The sequence below is a fragment of the Chitinophagales bacterium genome (genome assembly GCA_016787225.1).
Taxonomy (GTDB): Bacteria; Bacteroidota; Bacteroidia; order Chitinophagales; family JADJOU01; genus CHPMRC01.
Map to the genome: position 1 here is coordinate 54544 of JAEUUY010000010.1, position 21879 is coordinate 76422.

At 34.6% G+C, this 21879-nt stretch carries 19 protein-coding genes; 6 read left to right on the forward strand and 13 right to left on the reverse strand.

The annotated features are described in order from the left end of the window. Positions 1-25: 25 nt before the first annotated feature. Positions 26-736 carry a YebC/PmpR family DNA-binding transcriptional regulator gene (locus JNL75_02980; GenBank protein ID MBL7788782.1) on the reverse strand — a complete coding sequence of 237 codons (711 nt, stop codon included), beginning with the start codon at positions 734-736 and terminating at the stop codon, positions 26-28. A 100-nt stretch (positions 737-836) separates the two neighbouring features. After that, positions 837-1550, reverse strand: a complete 714-nt coding sequence (locus JNL75_02985) for a hypothetical protein (protein MBL7788783.1) — start codon at positions 1548-1550, stop codon at positions 837-839. 315 nt (positions 1551-1865) lie between these two features. Between JNL75_02985 and radA the strand changes: the two genes are divergently transcribed. Continuing rightward, positions 1866-3230 carry a DNA repair protein RadA gene (gene radA, locus JNL75_02990; GenBank protein ID MBL7788784.1) on the forward strand — a complete coding sequence of 455 codons (1365 nt, stop codon included), beginning with the start codon at positions 1866-1868 and terminating at the stop codon, positions 3228-3230. A gap of 62 nt (positions 3231-3292) precedes the next feature. On the opposite strand, the gene JNL75_02995 is transcribed toward radA, so the two are convergent. The 3 genes from JNL75_02995 to JNL75_03005 form a co-directional block, all read right to left on the reverse strand. Then, positions 3293-3544 carry a hypothetical protein gene (locus JNL75_02995; GenBank protein ID MBL7788785.1) on the reverse strand — a complete coding sequence of 84 codons (252 nt, stop codon included), beginning with the start codon at positions 3542-3544 and terminating at the stop codon, positions 3293-3295. Between the two features lie 762 nt (positions 3545-4306). Next, entirely contained in the window at positions 4307-5428 is a 1122-nt protein-coding gene (locus JNL75_03000) for an ATP-binding protein (protein ID MBL7788786.1), read from the reverse strand. A 382-nt stretch (positions 5429-5810) separates the two neighbouring features. Further along, a complete protein-coding gene (locus JNL75_03005; protein ID MBL7788787.1) occupies positions 5811-7565 on the reverse strand; it encodes a DUF885 domain-containing protein in 1755 nt (584 codons plus the stop codon). 225 nt (positions 7566-7790) lie between these two features. On the opposite strand from JNL75_03005, the gene JNL75_03010 reads away from it, so the two are divergent. From JNL75_03010 to JNL75_03030, 5 genes are all read left to right on the forward strand, one after another. Then, positions 7791-8831 (forward strand): N(4)-(beta-N-acetylglucosaminyl)-L-asparaginase, encoded by a 1041-nt coding sequence (locus JNL75_03010; protein ID MBL7788788.1) that lies wholly within the window; start codon positions 7791-7793, stop codon positions 8829-8831. 123 nt (positions 8832-8954) lie between these two features. Continuing rightward, positions 8955-9236: a type II toxin-antitoxin system RelE/ParE family toxin gene (locus tag JNL75_03015; protein ID MBL7788789.1), complete on the forward strand. Its 282-nt coding sequence runs from the start codon at positions 8955-8957 to the stop codon at positions 9234-9236. Between the two features lie 12 nt (positions 9237-9248). Continuing rightward, on the forward strand, positions 9249-9554 hold the full coding sequence (locus tag JNL75_03020) for a HigA family addiction module antidote protein (GenBank protein MBL7788790.1): 306 nt from the start codon (positions 9249-9251) through the stop codon (positions 9552-9554). 193 nt (positions 9555-9747) lie between these two features. Beyond that, positions 9748-10254: a carboxypeptidase-like regulatory domain-containing protein gene (locus JNL75_03025; protein ID MBL7788791.1), complete on the forward strand. Its 507-nt coding sequence runs from the start codon at positions 9748-9750 to the stop codon at positions 10252-10254. 102 nt (positions 10255-10356) lie between these two features. Further along, a complete protein-coding gene (locus JNL75_03030) occupies positions 10357-10653 on the forward strand; it encodes a hypothetical protein (GenBank protein MBL7788792.1) in 297 nt (98 codons plus the stop codon). A gap of 69 nt (positions 10654-10722) precedes the next feature. Here the strand turns inward: JNL75_03030 and JNL75_03035 are convergent, their stop codons facing one another. The 8 genes from JNL75_03035 to JNL75_03070 all read right to left on the reverse strand — a co-directional run bounded on the left by JNL75_03035 (position 10723) and on the right by JNL75_03070 (position 21872). Further along, positions 10723-14208: a hypothetical protein gene (locus JNL75_03035; GenBank protein MBL7788793.1), complete on the reverse strand. Its 3486-nt coding sequence runs from the start codon at positions 14206-14208 to the stop codon at positions 10723-10725. 91 nt (positions 14209-14299) lie between these two features. Further along, entirely contained in the window at positions 14300-15322 is a 1023-nt protein-coding gene (gene ccsA, locus JNL75_03040) for a cytochrome c biogenesis protein CcsA (GenBank protein MBL7788794.1), read from the reverse strand. Then, a complete protein-coding gene (locus JNL75_03045; protein MBL7788795.1) occupies positions 15319-15990 on the reverse strand; it encodes a heme exporter protein CcmB in 672 nt (223 codons plus the stop codon). Before JNL75_03045 ends, ccsA begins: the two co-directional genes overlap by 4 nt. 63 nt (positions 15991-16053) lie before the next feature. Next, positions 16054-17367 carry a PorT family protein gene (locus JNL75_03050; protein MBL7788796.1) on the reverse strand — a complete coding sequence of 438 codons (1314 nt, stop codon included), beginning with the start codon at positions 17365-17367 and terminating at the stop codon, positions 16054-16056. Positions 17368-17372: 5 nt separating this feature from the next. After that, a complete protein-coding gene (locus JNL75_03055) occupies positions 17373-17966 on the reverse strand; it encodes an RNA polymerase sigma factor (GenBank protein ID MBL7788797.1) in 594 nt (197 codons plus the stop codon). Beyond that, complete coding sequence (gene murF, locus JNL75_03060; protein ID MBL7788798.1) at positions 17954-19243, reverse strand: UDP-N-acetylmuramoyl-tripeptide--D-alanyl-D-alanine ligase; 1290 nt, start codon at positions 19241-19243, stop codon at positions 17954-17956. Before murF ends, JNL75_03055 begins: the two co-directional genes overlap by 13 nt. 65 nt (positions 19244-19308) lie before the next feature. Next, positions 19309-20796, reverse strand: coding sequence for an SUMF1/EgtB/PvdO family nonheme iron enzyme (locus tag JNL75_03065; GenBank protein ID MBL7788799.1), 1488 nt, complete (start codon positions 20794-20796; stop codon positions 19309-19311). A gap of 71 nt (positions 20797-20867) precedes the next feature. Continuing rightward, the gene (locus tag JNL75_03070; GenBank protein MBL7788800.1) at positions 20868-21872 is read right to left on the reverse strand and encodes a PorP/SprF family type IX secretion system membrane protein; all 1005 of its coding nucleotides are present in this window, start codon (positions 21870-21872) and stop codon (positions 20868-20870) included. Between the last annotated feature and the right edge of the window lie 7 nt (positions 21873-21879).

Here is a 21879-nt window from a genome sequence, read left to right on the forward strand (position 1 = left end):
ATTAATAATTTAAAATTAAAAATTCCTAGCCCATATTATGAAAAACAGCCTGCACATCTTCATCCTCCTCCAATCTTTCGATTAGTTTTTCTACATCCGCTTTTTGTTCATCTGTCAAATCCTCTTTATAATTCATAGGCACACGTTCCTTCTCTGCGGTTGTTATAGCTATACCCATACTATCCAGTGCTTGTTGCATTTTTCCGAAGTCCGTAAAACCAACTTGAATATAGGTCTCACCTTCTTCTGTCCCTATTTCTTCTAAGCCAAAATCTATTAGCTCAAGTTCTAGTTCTTCTAAATCGCGACCTGCTAAATCCACTGTGAAAAAAGCCTTGTGTTCAAACATAAATTCTACCGAACCACTATTACCTAACGCACCACCACATTTGTTAAAATGAGACCGCACATTAGCTACGGTTCTATTTGTATTATCTGTTGCGGTTTCTACTAGAAATGCGATACCATGTGGACCAAAACCTTCATATAGCACTTCTGCGAAGTCTTTTTCATCCTTTCCCAATGCTTTTTTAATAGCGCGCTCCACATTATCTTTGGGCATATTCGCTGCTTTGGCATTTTGAATTGCTATACGCAGGCGGGTATTGGTTGTAGGATCACCTCCACCGCTCTTGACTGCCATTACTATTTCCTTACCTATTCTGGTAAAAGCTACTGCCATTTTGCTCCACCGAGCCATTTTAGCTGCTTTTCTATATTCAAATGCGCGTCCCATTGCTTAATATACTTAAATATCTATTGGTTTTAAGGAAGGCAAATTTAAGAGAAAAAAATTATTCCTAGCTTTAAGTAATCCTAAATTTCTGAAACACCAATTATTTCTTCCAGTCGACCACTTTTATGATAACCGAAAAACCATTTTCTGGTTTATCCCAACCATTGGTAGGAGTTTGTTTAGCTAATACATGTTTTTCAGCATGAATCAATCCTATATTTTTAGCATAGACTTCAAAAAAATGAGTCTTCTCTATAGCATTACTATCCAAATGTTGAAGAACAGTCACGGTATTGTCAAAATTAAATCCAGAAACTTGTTTTGATTGAAAAATGTCCATATATCTATAGTTCCATTCTCCATATATTTTATTGACTGAAGTGTCAATGTATTTATTGCCTTTCCATGACATACTTGACTTTATAGGTGATTGTAACTTCGTAAATCGAAGATTGTTTTCGTTTTTAGTTACTTCGTCCTTAAGGGGCTGCATGGAGATATTTCTAAGAAATGCCCAAGGTTCCGAAGGTGTTTTTCGAAATAATACTTTTATTTTATACTGATATGGCAGACCGAATCCATGGAGTGTATCTTCGATCCATTCTCGTATATAATAAGTTGTCCCTGTTACAATTGGAGCAGGGTCTAATGAACTTTTAACATAATGAAAAGAGTCAACCTTATAATCAACCCAGTGACCGATAGTTTTAGGAAAATAATCTTGGTAAGAAACCTCGTTTTCTGGAGGAACACTATCTAACTGCTTCTGACAAGATGATAGCCATAAAAGCAAGAGAATCAAAAAGACTCTCATGAATAGCAACATAGAATTTATGAATGAGTCTATGCGTTTTGAGAGCTATTGACTGTATCTGCCTTTGAATAAGCAGGACAAGTCTTGCTTCTACAAGCAGAAGCAGTCAATAATACCACGATAGCAAATAAAAACAATACCTTCTTCATCTGTTATATATTTTATAATCGGGACTACAAATTTTGTAACCACCTTTTAATTTAGGAAACGAAAATAAGGCATTTTTAGTATCTAGCTAAACAATTTTTGAAAACGACAAATTTTAGCGAGAATATGCACTATATTTATCCACAAATTAATTAAAACAAAAGTCCATTGGCAAAAATAAAAAAAGCTTTTTTCTGCACGAATTGTGGTAATGAATCCCCAAAATGGATAGGTCGCTGCCCAGGGTGCAATGAATGGAATACCTATGTGGAAGAAATTATTTCCAAAGAAAATTCTAATCCTAATCAGTCCACGTTTAAAGATTTCTCGGTAAAAACGAAGCCAGTAAAACTCGAAGAAGTTAAACAAAATGATATATCTCGTTTCTATTCGGATGATCCAGAATTCAATCGAGTTCTCGGAGGTGGCATAGTTCCCGGATCTATTGTTCTCATAGGGGGTGAACCAGGGATAGGAAAATCCACGCTTCTTCTTCAAATTGCGCTCTCCCTCAAAGATTTGAAAATTCTATATGTATCTGGTGAAGAAAGTGTAGAACAAATCAAAATGCGAGCGGATAGAATTCAAGCAAAAAATGAAAATCTATACCTATTTTCGGAGACTTGCACACAGACCATTTTTGACCAGGTAAAATCACTCGAACCCAATTTAATCATTATAGACTCCATTCAGACAGTTTATTCACAACATATACTATCAGCATCGGGCAGTATATCTCAGGTAAGAGAATGTGCTGGAGAGTTTCAGCGACTAGCCAAAGAGACTAATATACCTGTCATTCTGATAGGTCATATTAATAAAGAAGGAGAAATAGCAGGACCAAAGTTGCTAGAGCACATTGTAGATACCGTTTTGCAATTTGAAGGAGATAGAAACTATACACATAGGCTGCTGCGAACGATTAAGAATCGCTTCGGTTCTGCCTTAGAGCTAGGTGTATATGAAATGAAATCCGATGGATTGCAACCCGTTATCAATCCATCGGATATTCTATTGGGCAATAGAGATGAAGCTCTCAGCGGGGTAGCTATAGCCTCTACCATGGAGGGAATGCGCCCATTGATGATAGAAGTACAAGCACTGGTAGCCAATGCTGTCTATGGCAATCCTCAGCGTAGCTCCATTGGCTTTGATACGCGACGATTGAATATGCTCCTAGCTATTCTAGAAAAGCGCGGAGGCTTTCAATTATCGAATAAGGATGTATTTCTCAATCTAGCAGGAGGCATCAAAGTGAGCGATCCTGCCCTGGATTTAGCTGTTTTAGCAGCCATCATTTCCTCCTATAAAGACGAAGAAATATCAAGCAATACGGCTTTTTGTGCTGAAGTAGGACTCAGTGGAGAAATACGAGCTGTTTCCCGCATAGAGCAGCGCATAGCCGAAGCCGAAAAATTGGGTTTTGAGAAAATATTTATCTCCAAATATAACGCCAAACTTCCCAAGGATAAATTTACTATCAAAATCGTCCAAGTAGGCAAGATTAGTGAGGTTTATGGGGTTTTGTTTTAGCTGGATTTTAACCGCAAAGGCGCAAAGTATTATGGATAGTTTGAAAAGCATGACCTTCTAGTTTATTTGAAACAACTATCGACTACCTCATAATTTAAAGTCTGTGTCATAATAACTCTTTCACCTGAAGCACGGATACCTTCAAACTTTACTTGGTGACTATAAAAGCCAAGTTGTCTAGGGCATTTAAACTTATAATAGTAAACATTTAAATCATAAAAGTCTTTTTGTAATCTTCCATTTATAAATAGTTTATCTATCATTAATTCATAGTTATCTGCTTTAATAATTACCTCATTATAGCTTCCGGGCAATGCTCTAGTGTTTTTTACTATTGCTATGTGTTGTGTGGAATGATAACTGCCAAAACCTACCTAGCCTAATTGATTTATAATATAGCTTGAGTAGATATTATAAATTGTCATATTGGCAATGTATAGTCTATTTACTATAGTTAAATAATTAAGAGGACTAGTTTGTTGGTAATGAGAAGTAATAATTTGCTTGGCGTTAAACTCACTAAGGCTATCAATTCGTTTTATTTCTAAACTATATCTATCTATAACATTTTCTGAAATTTTATCCTTATTTGTAATCAGTATTTTATTGTAGTTTTGATTTATAAGGTCAACTATGGCGTTTATTTCTTCATCTATACTCTCGATATCATTTTGAGATATTTTATTCAGAAAGAACTTAGGTTTACCATAAGCATTAAACCTAAGCTTTCCAAGTTTTTCTGCACGATACTTTATATGATTAATGGCATCATTTATTTTATTATTTTCTTGTCTCAGTTGATTAAAAATCGGTGCATATATATCTAACTTAACACTCTTATACCTATTGTTTTTTTGCAGCCTCTATAGAAGATTCAGCAATATAATCCATTTGTTTCAAAGCATTAATTTGCATTAAGTCCAAATTAGACTCTTTTATAAAACTATTATATTCCTCAACATCATTTCTATATTGACATTGAAGGAAAAGCAAAGGAAAAATAGAAACAAAGAATCTCACAATACTATAATGCAAAAATGAAGTAAATATTTTACACCTAAGTTTAAATGAAACCATCATACACAAAACTCCATATAGTTTTCTTTAGTGATTACTTTGGTTTCTCCGATGGGATAGGCATTGGTAAACGTCTTAGAGAAACGTGCCTTTTGCATCGAACTCCACTTAAATTCATAGGCATTGAGTAACCCATTTTGTTCTTCGACATAGTCTATTTCTTGTTGGTCTTTCGTGCGCCAGAAATATTTATTCAAATAATTTTTCGTATAATGATTGTACTTCATTCGCTCCATGACGATAAAATTTTCCCAAAGCTTCCCTATATCTTGTCTTCCTTCTAATATTTGAAAATTAGAAATAAGCGCATTGCGAACACCATTATCATAGAAATAAATTTTCTTCGAAAGTTTTAATTCATTTCTCAAGTTTCTATTCAAAGAATTCAATCGGAAAATAACAAATGATTTTTCTAATAAATTTATGTAAGATTCGACAGTTTTACTATCAAGACCTACCAAATTTCCTAGCTCATTGTATGACACTTCTGCTCCGATTTGAAATGCGAGGGCTTGGAGTAAAGTCACTAATTTCTCCGGCTTCTTGATGCTATCTAGCATTAGAATATCTCTAAACAAATAGCTATCCGCTAATAATTTGAGCATTTCTTTTTCATTGCCCTGTTTTGTCACAATCTCTGGATACATGCCATAAACGAGTCTATTGGATAGCATCCGCTGCTCCTCTATCTCACTGGTATGCGCCACCATCTCTGAGGTAGAGAGTGGGAATAAATACATTTCTATTTTTCTACCCGTTAAGGGCTCGCTCGTTTTATTATTTAATTCAAAGGCAGAAGAACCTGTAACAATTAATTGTACATCTGGATAGGTATCATAAAGCAATTTCAATCCAATACCAATATTTTCAATTTTCTGAGCCTCGTCGATCACCACGAGTTTGCTATTTCCTATTAAGGACTTGAGTGATGTGGAGCTAGGTTTTTTAAATCGCTCGTGGATATCATATTCATCTCCATTGAGCCATAAGCTATTTTTTGTTTTGCTCACTAGGTCTTTCAACAAAGTCGTTTTACCTGTTTGCCGAGCACCTAAAAGCATAATGACTTTTCGTTTATACAAACTATCATTTAATTGTTTGACGGCATTTCTTTCAACCATAACTAAATTTCAATATGTAAAAATACATACTTTTTCGATTGTATTCCGAAATAGTTGACTCTTTTTTGGATTACAATCGAAAAAAGAACGAAAACCAAAACCTTGGAGGGAAAATAAAGCTATATAAATAAATGAATATCAATATTCAATATCATTTTATCCAACTTTTTGGATTATATTCCGAAATAGTTGATACTTTTTTAGATTACATTCCAAAAAAGTAAGAGATAAATATCTTGGAGGAAAAATAAAGTTACATATTTAATTGAATACCAATAGTTAATATCATATAATCCGACTTTTTGGATTATATTCCGAAATAGTTGACTCTTTTTTGGATTACATTCTAAAAAAGACGAACATAAATATTCCTCAAATCAGATTACAATCTCCCAAACATCTCCTTGACATATTTCATAGGGGGTGCTCCGAAGCTGAGTAATCTATCATTAAACGCTTTAAGATTGAATTGAGCGCCCATTTGTTTTTTAACTTCTTCTCGGAAAGTATATATTTCATTGAAGCCTGTAAAGTAAGAACATAGCTGTACCTGAGTCAGCTTGGCTCGTCTCCACTTACCTTCTGCCTCAGATTTTTCTTGAAAAGCCTCCACTTGCATCAGATGCATAGCTTGCTCTTCGGTCATTTCCTTAGTATGAATACTAATATCCAAAATAGTATTGCAGACCCCGCGCAAGTGAAACTTATAATACATCAACCACATTTCATCGGACATTTCGGTTTGATTGATACTTGTATTTTTATCCCATCCTTCTTCCATCATTAGGCGTTCGGCATAGAGCGCCCAACCTTCTATGAATGCCCCATTCTGCAAAAGATTTTGAATAATCGACGGTGATTTATTCGCATGAATTAGTTGTACATAATGACCTGGAATAGCTTCGTGAATATTTAAAATTTGAAGGGTGAACTGATTGTATTCTCTTAAGAAACTTTCTGCTGCTTCCGGTGAATAAAATGCTAAACTGCCTACATTATAATAGGTATTTGCGTTTTTAGCATAAGGACCAGGGCTCGATATACTAGCACCTGCTACACCCGCCATCCAAGCTGGTTCTTTACGCACGACCAATGGCTTAGAGGCATCCATAGTTACTAAATCTTTCTCTACTATAAATTGATTTAAGATAGGGATTTGACGCTCTATTTCCCTTTGAAAATCTTCCCGCTTTACATGCTGGAGTGCGACCTTGTCGATTACCATCTTGATGCGTTTTAATGAATCTGCTTCTAATGGGGTATTAGGTAAATACTTATCCCATAAACGGGTGGCGATAGCAAACATTTCCGTCTGCAAGGACTCTTTTCTCTGACTAGCTATTTGAAACATTTCATCGGATGAGAAAGAAGAAGCTATGTCCAAATTGAACTTTTTTTCATACAATTTTTTACCTAATCGAAAACTTTTAGCTTTGCGTTTACCAGACTCCATTTCAGACTTTAGATTTTCCAAATGGGAGATAAAACCTTGTATCGCTTTTGAGGCTATTCCTAAAAAGGTAGTATCTGCATTTTTTCGGTTATAAAATTCACGAATTTCTCCATACTGAAGCATATCTATCGTACCTGTCAGCTGCTGAATAGCCAACGAGGTATGTTCTAAGGTCGGTTCTGTTAAATTTCTTTTCGCTGCCTCGAAATAAGCTGGAGTTTTAGCTAAAAATTTATCTAAATTGCCAATGATCGCATTGGAGTCTTCTTTGTTTTGTGTAATTTCAAAAAGAGTTCCTCCAAAATTGTATTGAGAGGCGTCCCAAGTATAGGATTTATATTCATTGATAGCATAATCCGTGCCTTCTAGCATATTTTTTATCAGTAAATAATCTGTTTTATTCATAGGAGACAAAGAATCATAAATAAAATCCTTTAATGAATCTAAGTAGCGCGCTGCAAAAGCTAAATCTGATTTTCTATTAGCCTCATCTGGAATTGGTAACACACTATCATATTTGTGATAACCCACACCCTTTGCCCAATTGGGATATTGCTTCCACATATCATCGACCATGCGCAGTTTGAAGGATTCGAATTCCGAATTTCCTTTCTTAGATTGCTGACAAGAGGATAGCGAAACAAGTAATATAAGAAGGAGGGCTGAATAAAATGATTTTATCATAAGAATAAATTAGAAAGTAAAAATAATTCTTAATTGAAAATATTTAACCATAATAATTTATTTAGCCACAAAGGCACTAAGTCACAAAGAAAATTATACTGAAAAATATTTGTCTTTATTCATAAATTTGATGATTTTGTTGGAATTCATATTTGCTTCGCAGGAGTGACAAAAAAAGAACAATTTCAAACTAATTACTTTAAATTTGAATTAGAAACTTTCTTTATGAATCGACGTCAATTAGTCAAAACGTTATCTTTATCAGGTATGACATTTTCATTTTTCAAAACGGGCTGGGCTAGTAATTTAAAAACGACCAGTAAGCCTATAGTATTGAGCACTTGGTACAATCAGCGAGAAGCTAATATCGATGCTTGGTCAATTCTTTCGAAAAATGGAAACGCACTCGATGCTGTCGAAAAAGGTGTAATGAATGCAGAAAATGACATGAACAACTGCTGCGTAGGTCTGGGAGGCAATCCTGATAGGACAGGTATCGTGACACTAGATGCTTGTATCATGAATGAAAAATTTGAAATTGGCGCAGTAGGTGCCTTAGAGAGAATCAAACATCCTATTTCCGTGGCGCGCGCTGTGATGGAAAAATCTCCTCATGTGATGTTGGTAGGAGTAGGGGCTCAAGAATTTGCCTTGTCTCAAGGTTTTTCGTTAGAAGATGGTAAACTGAGTGACCATGCTGCTAAGGCTTTTGAGGATTGGGAAAAACGAAATGCGTTTGACCATAAAAATATAGAAAACAAGAAAGTGGAGTTTATCACCAAGCCAGATAGAGAACAAGAGAAACGTAAAACTATGAAAGCCGATGAGTTCAATCACGACACCATAGGGATGATAGCTATGGATGGTTATGGGAACTTGAGTGGTGCATGCACCACCAGTGGTATGGGATTTAAAATGCGTGGACGACTAGGTGATTCTCCTATAATAGGTGCTGGTCTATATGTAGATAATGAAGTAGGAGCTGCTACCGCAACAGGTCATGGAGAGGAAGTGATACGTATCTGCGGCAGTCACTTAGTAGTAGAATTTATGCGCCAAGGCTTGAGTCCAGAACTTGCCTGTAAAAAAGCTGTTGAACGAATCCTTAAACGTACTCCAAGAAAACTAGAGGACTTACAAATAGGTTTCATCGCACTCAATAAACATGGAGAGTTTGGAGCTTATGCCTTACAGAAAGGATTTGACTTTGCTGTGAAGTCGGAGGAATTAGATAATACGAAGTTTGATAGTAAGTTTTTGATTTAAATAATTTTAATTGAAATGAAATTTATATAGTTCGTGATGACACGAACTTTGACAAAAGAGAGAAAAAAAATAAATATCATAAGAAACTAAATACTTATCTTTGGCGTTAGTAACGTACAAGATATGATAATTTCATTTGGAAATAAGGAGACTGAAAAAATCTGGAATGGTTTAGTATCAAAGAAACTACCAATAGAAATTCAAGAAATCGCTAGAAGAAAATTAAGAATGATAAACAACTCAATAGATATAAATGATTTAAAAATTCCTCCAGCGAACAAGCTAGAAAAGCTAAAAGGCAGTTGGAAAGATTATTATAGTATAAGGATAAACAATCAATGGAGAATTATCTTTAAATGGACGAATGGAAATGCAAGTGAAGTTGAAATTATAGATTACCATTAAAATAAATTGAATATGAAAAAGTTACGAAACATAAGTCCAGGCGAGATATTATTAAAAGAATTTTTAATTCCTATGGAAATTTCGCAGTATAGATTATCCAAAGATTTATCCATACCACAAACTAGAGTCTCTGAAATTGTCAAAGGGAATAGGCGTATTACAGCGGATACCGCACTTCGATTGAGTGCATACTTTGGAAACTCCGCAAAATTTTGGTTAGGCATACAAGACGACTATGATATAGAGAATGAGCTTACAGAAAAGTCAGTTGAGTTGAGAAAAATACAACAAGTTAGTAAAGAAAAAAATGTGGCATAGTTTAGGAGGGTTCGTGGGGACACGAATCTTGGCGAAGAAAAACTAGAAAATTTACAAATAGGTTTCATCGCTCTCAATAAATACGGAGAGTTTGGGTCTTATGCCTTACAGAAAGGATTTGACTTTGCTGTGGAGTCTGTGGAATTTGTTGATTCAAAGTTTGACAGTAAGTTTTTGATTTAAAAAAAATTATATGAATATAGCTCCTAAATTAAATAAGTTGTTTTTAATAATCTTCATAAATCAACTATTTCTAAACCCAATAAGAGCCCAATTCACTTTAGTCGGAAAAGTTAGCGACGCTAATGGAAATCCAATACCATTTGCCATAGTTTGGGACTCGATAGCTAAATCAGGCACCAAGTGTAACTCTTCTGGATTTTTTGAATTAAAAAAAACCAATTTGAATAATGTACTAAGAATAAGTTCAGTTGGCAAACCAATAACAAAAGTTGTTGTTAAAAATCAAGATTCATTGTTCATAGTAATGATAGATGACACAAGTAAAAAAAATAAACGAGATATAGTAATAAAAAAACCAGTAATATATTTATATCCAGAAAAAGAAACTGAGGTCAATTTAAAAATAGAATTTGAAGGCAAGTTTAATTTTACCTACCCAGCATATGAAAATGGCTGGGTCGTCAATGCTTCTCCAAATGGAAAACTCATTAATAAAAAGGACAATAAAACTTACTAGTATCTATTTTGGGATGGAGAAATAAAATATCCAACTAACCCATCCATTTATGAAAGCGGCTTCGTAATACATAGAGATTCGACGGTTTCCTTTCTACAAAATGTGCTAATCAAATATGGATTAAACGAATATGAAGCTAATGAATTTATAGTATTCTGGACTCCTTGTCTAATAAAAAATGAATGGAATTTCATTCATTTTCGAACAGGAAAAGAATATGAAACCATATCCAAAAATATGGTAGTTCCGAAACCAGATGTTGAAATCAGGGTTTTTATGGATTTTATGAAAATTGATAAACCATATCCAATCAAAAACCAAACATTTACTTCAATTCCAAGAAAAGGATTCACACTCGTGGAATGGGGTGGCGCAGAATTTAGTCTACCAACAAATTAATAGTTGGCGAAGTCTCAACCATGATTTCTTGAATCACCACTTTCAACTTTTTACTTTACACTTTCAACCCTAAAATATCGCCCTAGCCTCGACATTCCCGCTATGAATGAGCTGCGGTGAGTTTTCATTTTTGCGACCGTTGTAGATAAGATTGAGCTGAAGATACTTGGTTAGTTTCTGACCTACTGTCAAGTTCCAGATATAATTGAGTCCTCGCGGGATGCCATTCAGCATAGAGAGTTCAATTTGCGGATTTAGAATTTGAGCTTCATAACTCTGATTGAGCAAGGTAAATCTCGTTTCAATAATTCCATCATTTTTACGAGCGAGCTTAAACTCAATATCTCCCTGATGCAATATGCTGTATTGAATACCCGTACTCTTAAAACCATAGTTCGCATTCAAATTAAGTTTGACATTGCGATGCAAATAAAACGAGAATGTATTTTCTATTCCATTTTCTATAATTTGAAAATTTCTTTCTAAAAAAAATTCGGAAGTGTTTCTTCGAATACCATTGGATAATTTTCCGAAATAGGTGAGAAAATAAGCTAATTCAACTCGGCTTCTCAATGCATAATTCTGAAGAGAAAAACCTTCTATTCCATTACTCAACAGGTTGCTACTATTATTATACAACCACTCTAAATCGAGCCCTATTTTGCCTTCATTCTTTTGAAATGAAATTTGCTGAAACATATGGCTTCGCGAAAAAATTAATAGGCTATCTTTAAATCCTGCTAATGGATTCGCATAATCCAAAAAACCAGTTTCATCAGATGTTCTTACTTTTTTATTCACGTCAAATCTAAGATGATAAGATAACTTAGCCGCCCATTTTCGCCAATCTTTTTGGTTGTGCCATTTGGCTTTAGGAGTTAGTGTAATTTGCTGAGAATAGTTCACTTCATTCGCAGGAATAAAATCAGGAAGGGCTACGAAGAATCTCATAAAATTATTTTCTGTGACTATTGGTGATACATAAGCTTCATTTAATTCGAATACTCCATTATTATTTAAATCTCGCCAAGCGTAATTCCCGAAGCCATTGGGGGCTTTCACATAGGTAAGTTGTATGCGCTGCTCCCGACCCGCCTTAACTTCATAAGTCGTGTTGAGGCGCACAAAACCATTTGCATAATGACTGTTATAGTCTATTCTGCCCATATAATTATGTTGAATTTCCTGCGTTTGAACAATACTTGAAAAATTGCGATATTTCAAAATATATTTTAATGTTTGTGAATTGGAAAATTCATGCTGACCATCGAGGGAAAAAGTATGCGCTCGAATATTAGGTGGTAGGAATTGAAGGCTATCATTTATTTGCTCCGTTCGATAGATGTAATTGAAATTTAAACTATTGGCTTGATTAAATTTATTATTCCAGTTTAAAAAATAATTTTGCCAGAGAAAACCATTTCTTTGTAAGGTATTTTCTCCAATTTTAGTTCGATTGATTTCATGAAAAAATCCAACTTCAATACTTGACCTCTGTGGAAGTAGAAAATAGCGTATACCAGCTTTGGGTCTATAAAATATAGTAGAAGTATCCGAACGTCCGGAGCTAACTAAGTTTTGATTCGTGTAAAATAGCCAATTACCAGGACTCCACTGCAGATCTGCAAAAGATTGCAGACCATTCAATGAATTTGGTATATAAAATAAATTTCCTCCTAATCTCGATTTAACAGTGCGGCTGGAATAACCTATAGACAAAGTAGTAAGAGATTGTTCTACCTCATTTCGAATAGGTAGATTCAAGCCCCAATCGCGTTGAAATTCATTATTGCGATAACGTGTTAAGGGGCTAAAATGTGTGCTAGTATATTCTTGTTCTACTTCTAGATTTAAACTTTTATGACTATCAATTACATACGTTGCCTTATGATTAATCAGCATACCAATGCCTTTATTTTCATTATCTTGAATTTCACTAAAGGTATTGAGATCATTACTTGTATAGGAAATTTCTGCACGAGTTATTTGTTGATTATTCCATTTATAAACTCCCCCAGATGTCCACTGTAGGTGCGTTTTCGGAGTGGTAATCCTTAATGATGGTTCATAATTTCCCTGTAGAACGCCATTGATAGGAGCTACCCATTGATAGACGGAACCATTCGCTGCCGTTGATTTTAGAATATAATTCCCACGATTTAAGCCCACCTGAGTAAACAAGACCTGATAAACATTTTCTTGCTTGGTTTCTGCCCATTTATAAATAGTATAAGTTATTCCCATAGCAGTAGTATCCGATTTCAGATAAGAGACACGACTAGGGTCCCAAACAATCTCTGTTTCAGCATTTATAAAGGCGGAGTCTAATTTATTGCCAATACTACTCAGTCGCTGTGCCATCTCTTTCGACCTTGATTCCCCAAAAATCAAAGATTTATTTTTATCGTCATTTTCAGTAAACATCTGTGAGTAGATCTCATATTTTGGGTGCACTAATCTGGCATTCGCTTCAAGGGAATATCTAAAGAAACTCCTGTCAGAATATTGAAATTCTATGACGATTCTCAGGTCTTTTGTGATTAATCGATTAGGTGTGAATACTACTTCACCGACGTTATAATTTATCACATAATCATGCTCGACACCCCGTTTCATAAGTTGTCCATTTATAAACACTTTCTCTGTTCCTGCTATGATAATGATAAAGGTTTCACCATTATTTCCTATAAGCTTGTAAGGACCTTGGTTATTCTCTTCTGCCTGAAAAACATTTCTACTAAAAGTACCTCTCGTGAGTGCGGCACTAGCCCCTAATTGCAAAGTTGATTTTGCGCCTATTGGAAAACTTGTCTGGTAGCGTATTCCCTGAAGTTTTCTATCAAATCTCATCATTCGATAATAAGATTCGTTGGATATATCGAAATCGCCAAGAATTATTTTATGGCTATCTTTTTTTAACTGAATAAAAATGCGATCAAATTCCTGTATAGAAGCAGAGTTACCTTCTGGTTGAATAGGAATGTTTGCGTCCGTCATAGTAGCATTTATTTCTAATCCATTCGATAGCTTTCCATTGATATTCAAGTTAAAGCCAGAGTTTAATGCTGCATCCTGGCGGCTACCTACAGTAATCCCTCGAACAAAAGAGCCACTATATTCTAATTCATTTGAAGATTCTACTTCGCCCGTATAGTTGACATCTTCTCTATATAAAACGGAATTTCCATTCAATCCGCTATGTTTTTTACTTCCTAGTAACCTCAGACTTGTCAATCGAAGAGGTAAAACTCTATAAGTAATTAAAATGGAATCTGAAAAATACTTAGAAGATATAATTATATTGGAACGTGAATTTAGCTCAAAGAAAGATATATCGACCTTCTGCCCTTGATAGGTAATATATATGCTTCCTGGAATAATAGGTTGGTCATCAATAAAAGCAGAATCACGAAGTAAGATAGTTTTTTGACGCAAACTACTGAGATCATAACGCTGTTGAGACTTTACGACAATTGAAAAAAATACGACAACCGCCAAAAGAAGTAAGCGTTTCTTAGGTATTGAAATGGAAGTATCGAAAAATAAAAGCTGCAATTTCAGTTATTGAATACGATATTGTTAATCACAAATTTGATGAAAATTTAACTATTAAACGTAAAAAGGGGAATAAGATTGGGATAAAAGGTTATCTTTCCTTTAACTTTACATATATCTCAGTCAACCAAAAACCCAAAAAAATCCATCCTAAAACAGCAGGATAGAAAAAGAGACGCATGACATTATCTTGCTCATAGACATTAAAACCGGGGTTCCCTCCATTTCCTGGATGTAGGGAATCATTGATGCGAGGAAGTATCCAGATAAATACCATATAAATCGTGAACGAGAAAATATTATAGACTGCTGCTAATTTAGCCCGCTTGATCTCATCTTCTAAACTACCACGCAATATAAAATAAGCCAAATATGCTAGCATACCAATTGCTGCACCGTTTAATTTTGGGTCATTGGTCCAGAAAGCTCCCCAGGTATATCTAGCCCAGATCATACCTGTCAAAATACCCAAGACGCCAAAAATACTAGCCACACCTGCACTGATAGAGGCTTTTTTATCATGAACTATTTTTCCAGAAGATAAAAAGATAATAGAATGTATTAAACTATAAATCAACAATGCCATCATAGTAAACCACATAGGTACATGGTAGAATAGATTTCTTATAGATTCCTTTAAAATGGTCCTATTAGGAAAACTCCAGTGAAACTTCTTTTCTGGAATTTGAATAGCTTCCGTTAGCGGCAAATTTTGACTACCAATAATCGTATCTATATAGAAGGCGGAAAAATAACGCAACCCTCCCCATGTCTGAGTATGACAAACCAAGTCTAGCACATCTCCCTTTTGAAATTCTTTGAACATATTTGGGTGAGGAAAGGCTAATTGATAACCACAATCTTTCTTTACTATAGTTGTTGGCTTTATTATAAGTTTACTAGTATCGCCAAGTACTGATTTTTTAAGATAAAATAGACTGATATCTTCATTTAATTTCGGAACAAAAATATCTACAAAAAGATTACTATCTTTTGATCTATAGTCTAACTTCTCAATATTGGGAGAGAGGGGCAACAAAAGACCTCCTAATAAGCTATAGCCAATTAAAAAAACGCAGAAAAAACGTAAAATAGGTTGTTTTAAAAAAATCATTCACGCCAAATATAAGGATACAAAATTACAGACAAAACCACCATAATGAGATTAAAACCTATTAAAATAGTCAGATTTATCCAAAAATTATCACTTGTAGTGCTAAAAAAAGCTTCTTTAGACAATCTTGAAACCAATGTTATCAAAGGAATACATAACGGAAAACCAAGTATAGAGGTCAATACAGCATTATTTTTTAGTCCTTTGGATAAAGCAGTAGTTAAAGTAAATAATATGGCAAATGAGCTACTGCCTAATGCTATTGAAAGCAGAATCAAACCATAATTTTCTACAGGACTTCCAAACCACAGTGTAAAAATAAAATAAGTCAGAGCCGCTGTGATAAGGGCATAAAGTGTATGAAAAAATAATCGCGCTAAAATAAAATGAACCGGATGAATAGTCGTATAGTAATAAAGGTAAAGCCCTTCCGATTCTTTACTAAATTGGGCTATGAGTTCATTGATAGAGGTAAATAAAACAATTACCCAGAAAATAACATTCCAGTATTTAACCTCCATCTTAACCAAGGCACCCTGAGTATTGAGCAGGAAATAAAGTAAGTATGTAATAGCGAATACATAAAGCACAATACTAAGGAAGGATAAGCGCTGCCTAAATTCACGCTGAAAGTCATATTTAATAAGAGCTAATATGGCAGTAGTCAAAAATCAAACGATTAAAGCTACAAATCTAAGCCAGACCAAATAAGTTTATAAAAAAAACTTAGATTAAAACCGAATCTTGGTCCCAAAAGAAAAACTAGTGGAAAATTGAATAGGTCTTTGTCGCTCAGCGCCGAAAAATGGAAAATTATTTATTTGGGAGACTAGTGCATTTAACATGGAGAGATTTAAAGAAATTTTATTTGACACGAATGCATCTAAATCAAAACCAGCTGCATAACCAAACTGCATGCTATTATATTGTCTCTTATCTACGTCAAATTTGAAAGATTGTTCATTTGGACTACCTATCGAAATAATTCGATTAAATTTGTCTGTATAGTTAATCTGATAAAAAATCACATTGCTATAAATTAACCCACCTTTTAGTGCTAAAGTTAATGGAAGCTTTTTATTATTTAAACCTATAGTGTACCTCATTAATAGAGGTATGTCCAGTTGATCTATATACATATGTCCATCACGAAAATAGGTACCGTAGTCTTCTTTGAAACCAAGAATATACTGCCCTAACCCAATTCCTGATTCTAAGCTCCACTTTTTATTTAATTGAAAACCAAATTGTACTCCTGAATTGTAACCGATTTGACCACTAAATTGTGCTTTATCTGAAAAATAATTATTTGTGGGTTTATCTTGATAAAATACCTGTGTATAGTTAGCCCCCATATATGGAGTTAAATAAAATCTCTCTATAAATTTAGGTCTTGTAACCGAAGCTTCTACTAGCTTATTTTCAGTTGGCACAGGTATTATCTCATCTTTTAATTGACTCTGATAAACCTTCCAATTTTGATTAGCCTTGGATTCGGTTTTAGACTGCACCTGAGCTATGGTTGGAGTATTCCATTCATATTGGAGTGGTTCTATGTTATTCAATTTATCTATTTCTTTCCCTAACTCTGCTATTTGTTTATCTAACTCTGCCAGCGCCAATATATCCTTTTCAAATGGCTTATATTCCTCAGGTAAGATGATAGATGGTTTTCGAATCTTCTTAGTTAAGGTAATAGAGCTAGAGGGAAGAGTTGGGAGAGATGACAAAGTAGGAATAGTTTTACTATTAACTATCTCTAGCTCATTTAAGCTAATAGTATTCTGTTCCGCAACAAAATTAGGTTCAGCAATCCCTATTCTAGAAGGAGATTCTTCCATGAATCGAAGCATAAAACCACAAAGGATCATAGCAGACAAAGAAGCTGCAACTAAGGTAAATCTTTGATAATTAGAAAAATAAGGAAGTACTACTCTCTGATTCCTATTCTTCTCTAGAACGGCAGTCACATTGCTCCAGACCTTCTTAGGTGGATCAACTCTGTAATTCTGAAATAATTCTCTAAAATCGTTATCTTTCCACATAACTTCTATTTTAGTAGACGAAAGAAACTTTCTAATGGTTGTACCGATTTTCTAGGCAATTCAAATTTCTCTTTAAACTTTTTTTGTAAATGAGCTCTAGCTCTTGATAATTGAGACTTAGATGTTCCTTCTGATATATTCAATTTTTTAGCTATTTCACTATGAGTAAAACCATCAATTGCATAGAGGTTAAATATAATTCGATAACCTTCAGGCAGCTCTTGTATCATTTTTAATAACTCCTCTACCTCTAGGCTCTTGTCAGAATCTACAGATAAATATGGATTGAAACTTACATCCTCTACTTTTTCCAAATCTATTTTTCTTCGAAAATACTCAATAGATGTATTGGTAACTATCCTTTTTAACCACCCCTCAAAGGATCCTGTATACTGATAAGTATCCAGTTTGGTGAATATTTTAATAAAGCTATCTTGAAGAATATCTTGAGCCTCTTCTTCATTCTTGCTATAACGAAGGCAAATCGCATATAACCTTGATGAATATGAATCATATAGCTTTTTTTGTGCTATAGGATTCTGCTTTAGGCAAGCATTTATCAATTCCTTATCTGTCCAATCTCGTTTCAATCTAACAATTTTTCCAAGGCCATGCCTCTTGATCCTTTTATTAATATTGTCTGCTTACTGAATTTTTGATTCTGAAACCATTTCTTGGCATTATCAGTATTTTCAAAATAAAAAATTCTCTCATCAGAGATAATATCAGCAAACTCAGAACCTACGACTACGATAGTATCTAAATTTAAAGAAAGTGCAAGGTCTACTATTTTTTTATGTTCAACTGCTGTGAACTCACCTAATTCCTTCATAGCCCCAAGAATAGCTGTTTTTTTACCAGAAAATTTAGCTAAATTATGAAGTGCCACCTCCATACTACTTGGATTAGCATTATATGCATCAAGAATAATGGTCAGTTGTTCTTTTTTTAAAACCTGTGATCGACTATTTGATGGCTGATAATTCTCAAATGCTTGAATAATTTTCTTGGAATCAACTTCAAAATATCTTCCGATAGTATAGGCTAAAAGCACATTATAAAGGTTGTATTCTCCTGTGAGTTGCGTTCTTATAATACTATTACTATCGCCCTCGAAAATTTGTATCACTAAGAATTCCGAGTCTGAATGAACTAGTCTTCCATAGATGGGCAAATCTTCAGAGGTACCATAGGCGATGTAATTTAAACCCATAGTCTGTTTCATTAATAATGGATCATCCGCATTGATGAATATCTTGCTATTTGGGTTTTGAGTGAGATATTTATATAATTCCGTTTTACCTTTCAGTACACCCTCCAACCCTCCAAATCCTTCCAAATGAGCTTTACCAATATTGGTTATAACGCCAAAATTTGGTTCGGTATATGTGCAGTAGTCTGCTATTTCACCTTGGTGATTGGCTCCCATTTCTACAATAGAAATATCTTCATAGGCTTTGATGTCTAATAAAGTCAAAGGAATTCCTATATGATTATTCAAATTGCCTTTTGTACAAGCTACTTTATACCTAGCAGAAAGTGCCTCTCTAATTAATTCTTTTGAGGTTGTTTTTCCGTTACTTCCTGTGATAGCAATTATAGGGATGTTTAGTTTTGTCCTATGGTAAAGGGCTAATTCTTGCAATGTTTTCAATACATCATCGACTAAGATTATTCCTGGTTCATTTCCTAGCGAGACATCATCCACGATAGCATATCTTGCACCTTGCTTTATTGCATCTAGGGCATAATTGTTACCATTAAAGTTAGATCCTTTTAAGGCAAAAAAAATCTGACCTTGTTCTATTTTTCGGGTATCAGTTGTTATTTTTTGCCCTTGTGCTAAAAATTTGATGTAGAGTTTTTCAATATTCATTCATCTACTATTACAAAAAAAGCCCCCGCTGGAGTGCGAGAGCTTCTTTAATTAAATCATTATTTTTATTTCTTCTTTTTAAAGACGTTTCCTGCAGGGAACTTATTGCCTAATGGGCTACCCATTCTATCCATAGCACATCTGAATCCGATATCGTCAGAAGCCTCATACTCCTGATAAAATCTTCTAGTGCCTGGTGATAACCAATATACACGGTCCTTCCATGATCCACCCTTATATACTCTTGATTGGTCATTGATAAGTGAAGACCTTCCATAACCATATATAACATTGGACTCTTTATCCTGATCGCTATAATTTCTCACATCAGCTTTTCTATAGTTTCTTCTAGCTGCGGCCTCTTCTTCTTTCACATCTCTGTACTGCAGTCTACCTAAAGAATCTTTCTCCGCTAATTCGCCATCTTCACCTCTCAATTTAGTTTTGAAGATATTACCACGGAAAGAATTAAAGTCAACAGCATCAGTCATAGTCATTGGTCTGTAAACATCCATACACCATTCATTAACATTTCCTGCCATATTAAATAATCCAAAGTCATTAGGATAATTAGCCTTAATAGGTGAAGTTGGGCATGCATTGTCGTTCAAATTAGGAGCTAAGCCCATGAAATCACCTCTTCCTCTCTTAAAGTTCGCTAAGAAATCACCTTGTAATTTACCTGTTTTCGGATATCTCAAACTATGTCCATTCCATGGATATATCTTTTGCTCTGTTATTCTTTCTTCATCTTTATATGGTTGATTTCCGACTAAGGAGTACGCTGCATATTCCCACTCTGCTTCTGTAGGCAATCTATAATCTGGTTGAAGAATACCATCTTCAAATCTGACAGGTCGAGTAGCCTTACCACCTTGAGCCACGTCTTTAACTTGTTTTTTACCTGCTGTAGGCTCATATTGACCAGCGAGATAAGCTTGCGTATTGAAATTATTATCATCTACATCTGACGTAGGCTCCATTTTAATGATACCCTTGGTCGCTAATATTTGCTCGTTCACTCGGTCGCTTCTCCATTTTGCGAAGTCATTAGCTTGTAACCAAGAAACCCCAACCACAGGATAATTATCAAACGAAGGATGTCTGAAATAATATTCTACGTATGGCTCATTATAGGCTAGTTCATCTCTCCATACCAATGTGTCAGGTATAGCGCGCTGCACTACCTGAGGAAAAGACTCACCAAACACTCTGCTTAACCAATAGGTATATTCACGATATTGAATATTTGAAATCTCAGCCTCATCCATGTAAAAAGAAGGCACAGTAACCCTGCGAGCTACATTATTCCAATCTCTCATAACATCTTCGTCTTTTTGCCCCATCAAATAAGTACCACCTGGCACAAGCACTAAGCCTGGCGCCGTAGCCTGTCCTGCATAATTGAGCTTCTCAAAGCCTCCATTCTTGGTATCATTGTAGTTCCAGCCAGTAGTTTCAGACTTACCAGCCTTAGAGCTACCTTTTTTACAAGATGAAACCGCTCCTAAAAGGAAACTGCCTATGACAAGATAAACAATAAGTTTTTTCATGTTGATAATTTTTTAAATTAAATTCAGTTCGCTAAGATAACGCAATTTTTAAGTTTTATTGTGTATTTTTTTTAATTTCTCATAAAATCTGGGCAAAAAAGGATATTTTTGTACTCATTCGGATAGAGCGAGTTGTCTTCCCCTTTAAGGAGAATTCGTATTCCAATCTCATGAGAACCACCAGAATACGATGCAATTCCATTCAAATTGAGATCATAAGAATAGCTAATTCTGACCTTATTAAAATTAAATCCAGCTAAAAATAAAATGGACTCTATCTCATTTGCATTGTGACGCAATCCTAAACCTAGATTAATAGTTTCATATTGGTATAGAACATTGCCAACAAATTTGTTATATCCGTATTGTCTGTCAAATAAAAAATATGGAAACAAACCAATACGTTTATCCTGATTAAACCAGTATACCCCACCAATTTGACTGGATAAAACCAAATCCCCAAATTGCTTTGTTGTATTACTTCCCAGATTGGTTTTCGGTAGCATATTTCGAGCACTTAAACCTGCATAAAAATAATTTGTAAAATAAACTAGTCCCGCATGAAAATTAAACCCAGTATGAGACAAAGAGTTTGAAATATCCTCAGAGGTAGGAGCCAATTGGCTAAAGCCATTTATAGGGTCAATTTGATCATAAAAGACTAATCTAGACCTATCTATTTGTTGATGAATCAAATTAGCAGATAATCCAAATCTTAAAGCATGATATTCATTAAATTTTGCTTGATAGGCATAGTTAATATTAACATAATATCTGGAAAAAATATTATCACCAAATTTATCAACAATCACCTGAGCTCCTAATCCACTATTGTACTCTTTAATGTATTGGTCATATGAAACAAAATAGGTATTGAAGCCAGAATTAATATCGCTACCGATATTAGGGTACTCGTTTCTGTAATGAGCCAATATCCTGGGACCAAATTGTATACCTGCAAATGATGGATTCGAAAAAAACTGTGTTTGAGCAAGCTGGGTAAAATGAATGTCTTGTGAACTAGCCATTTCCCAAAGAAGAAAACTAAATACGAAGCCAAACAATTTTTTAATCACCGAAACG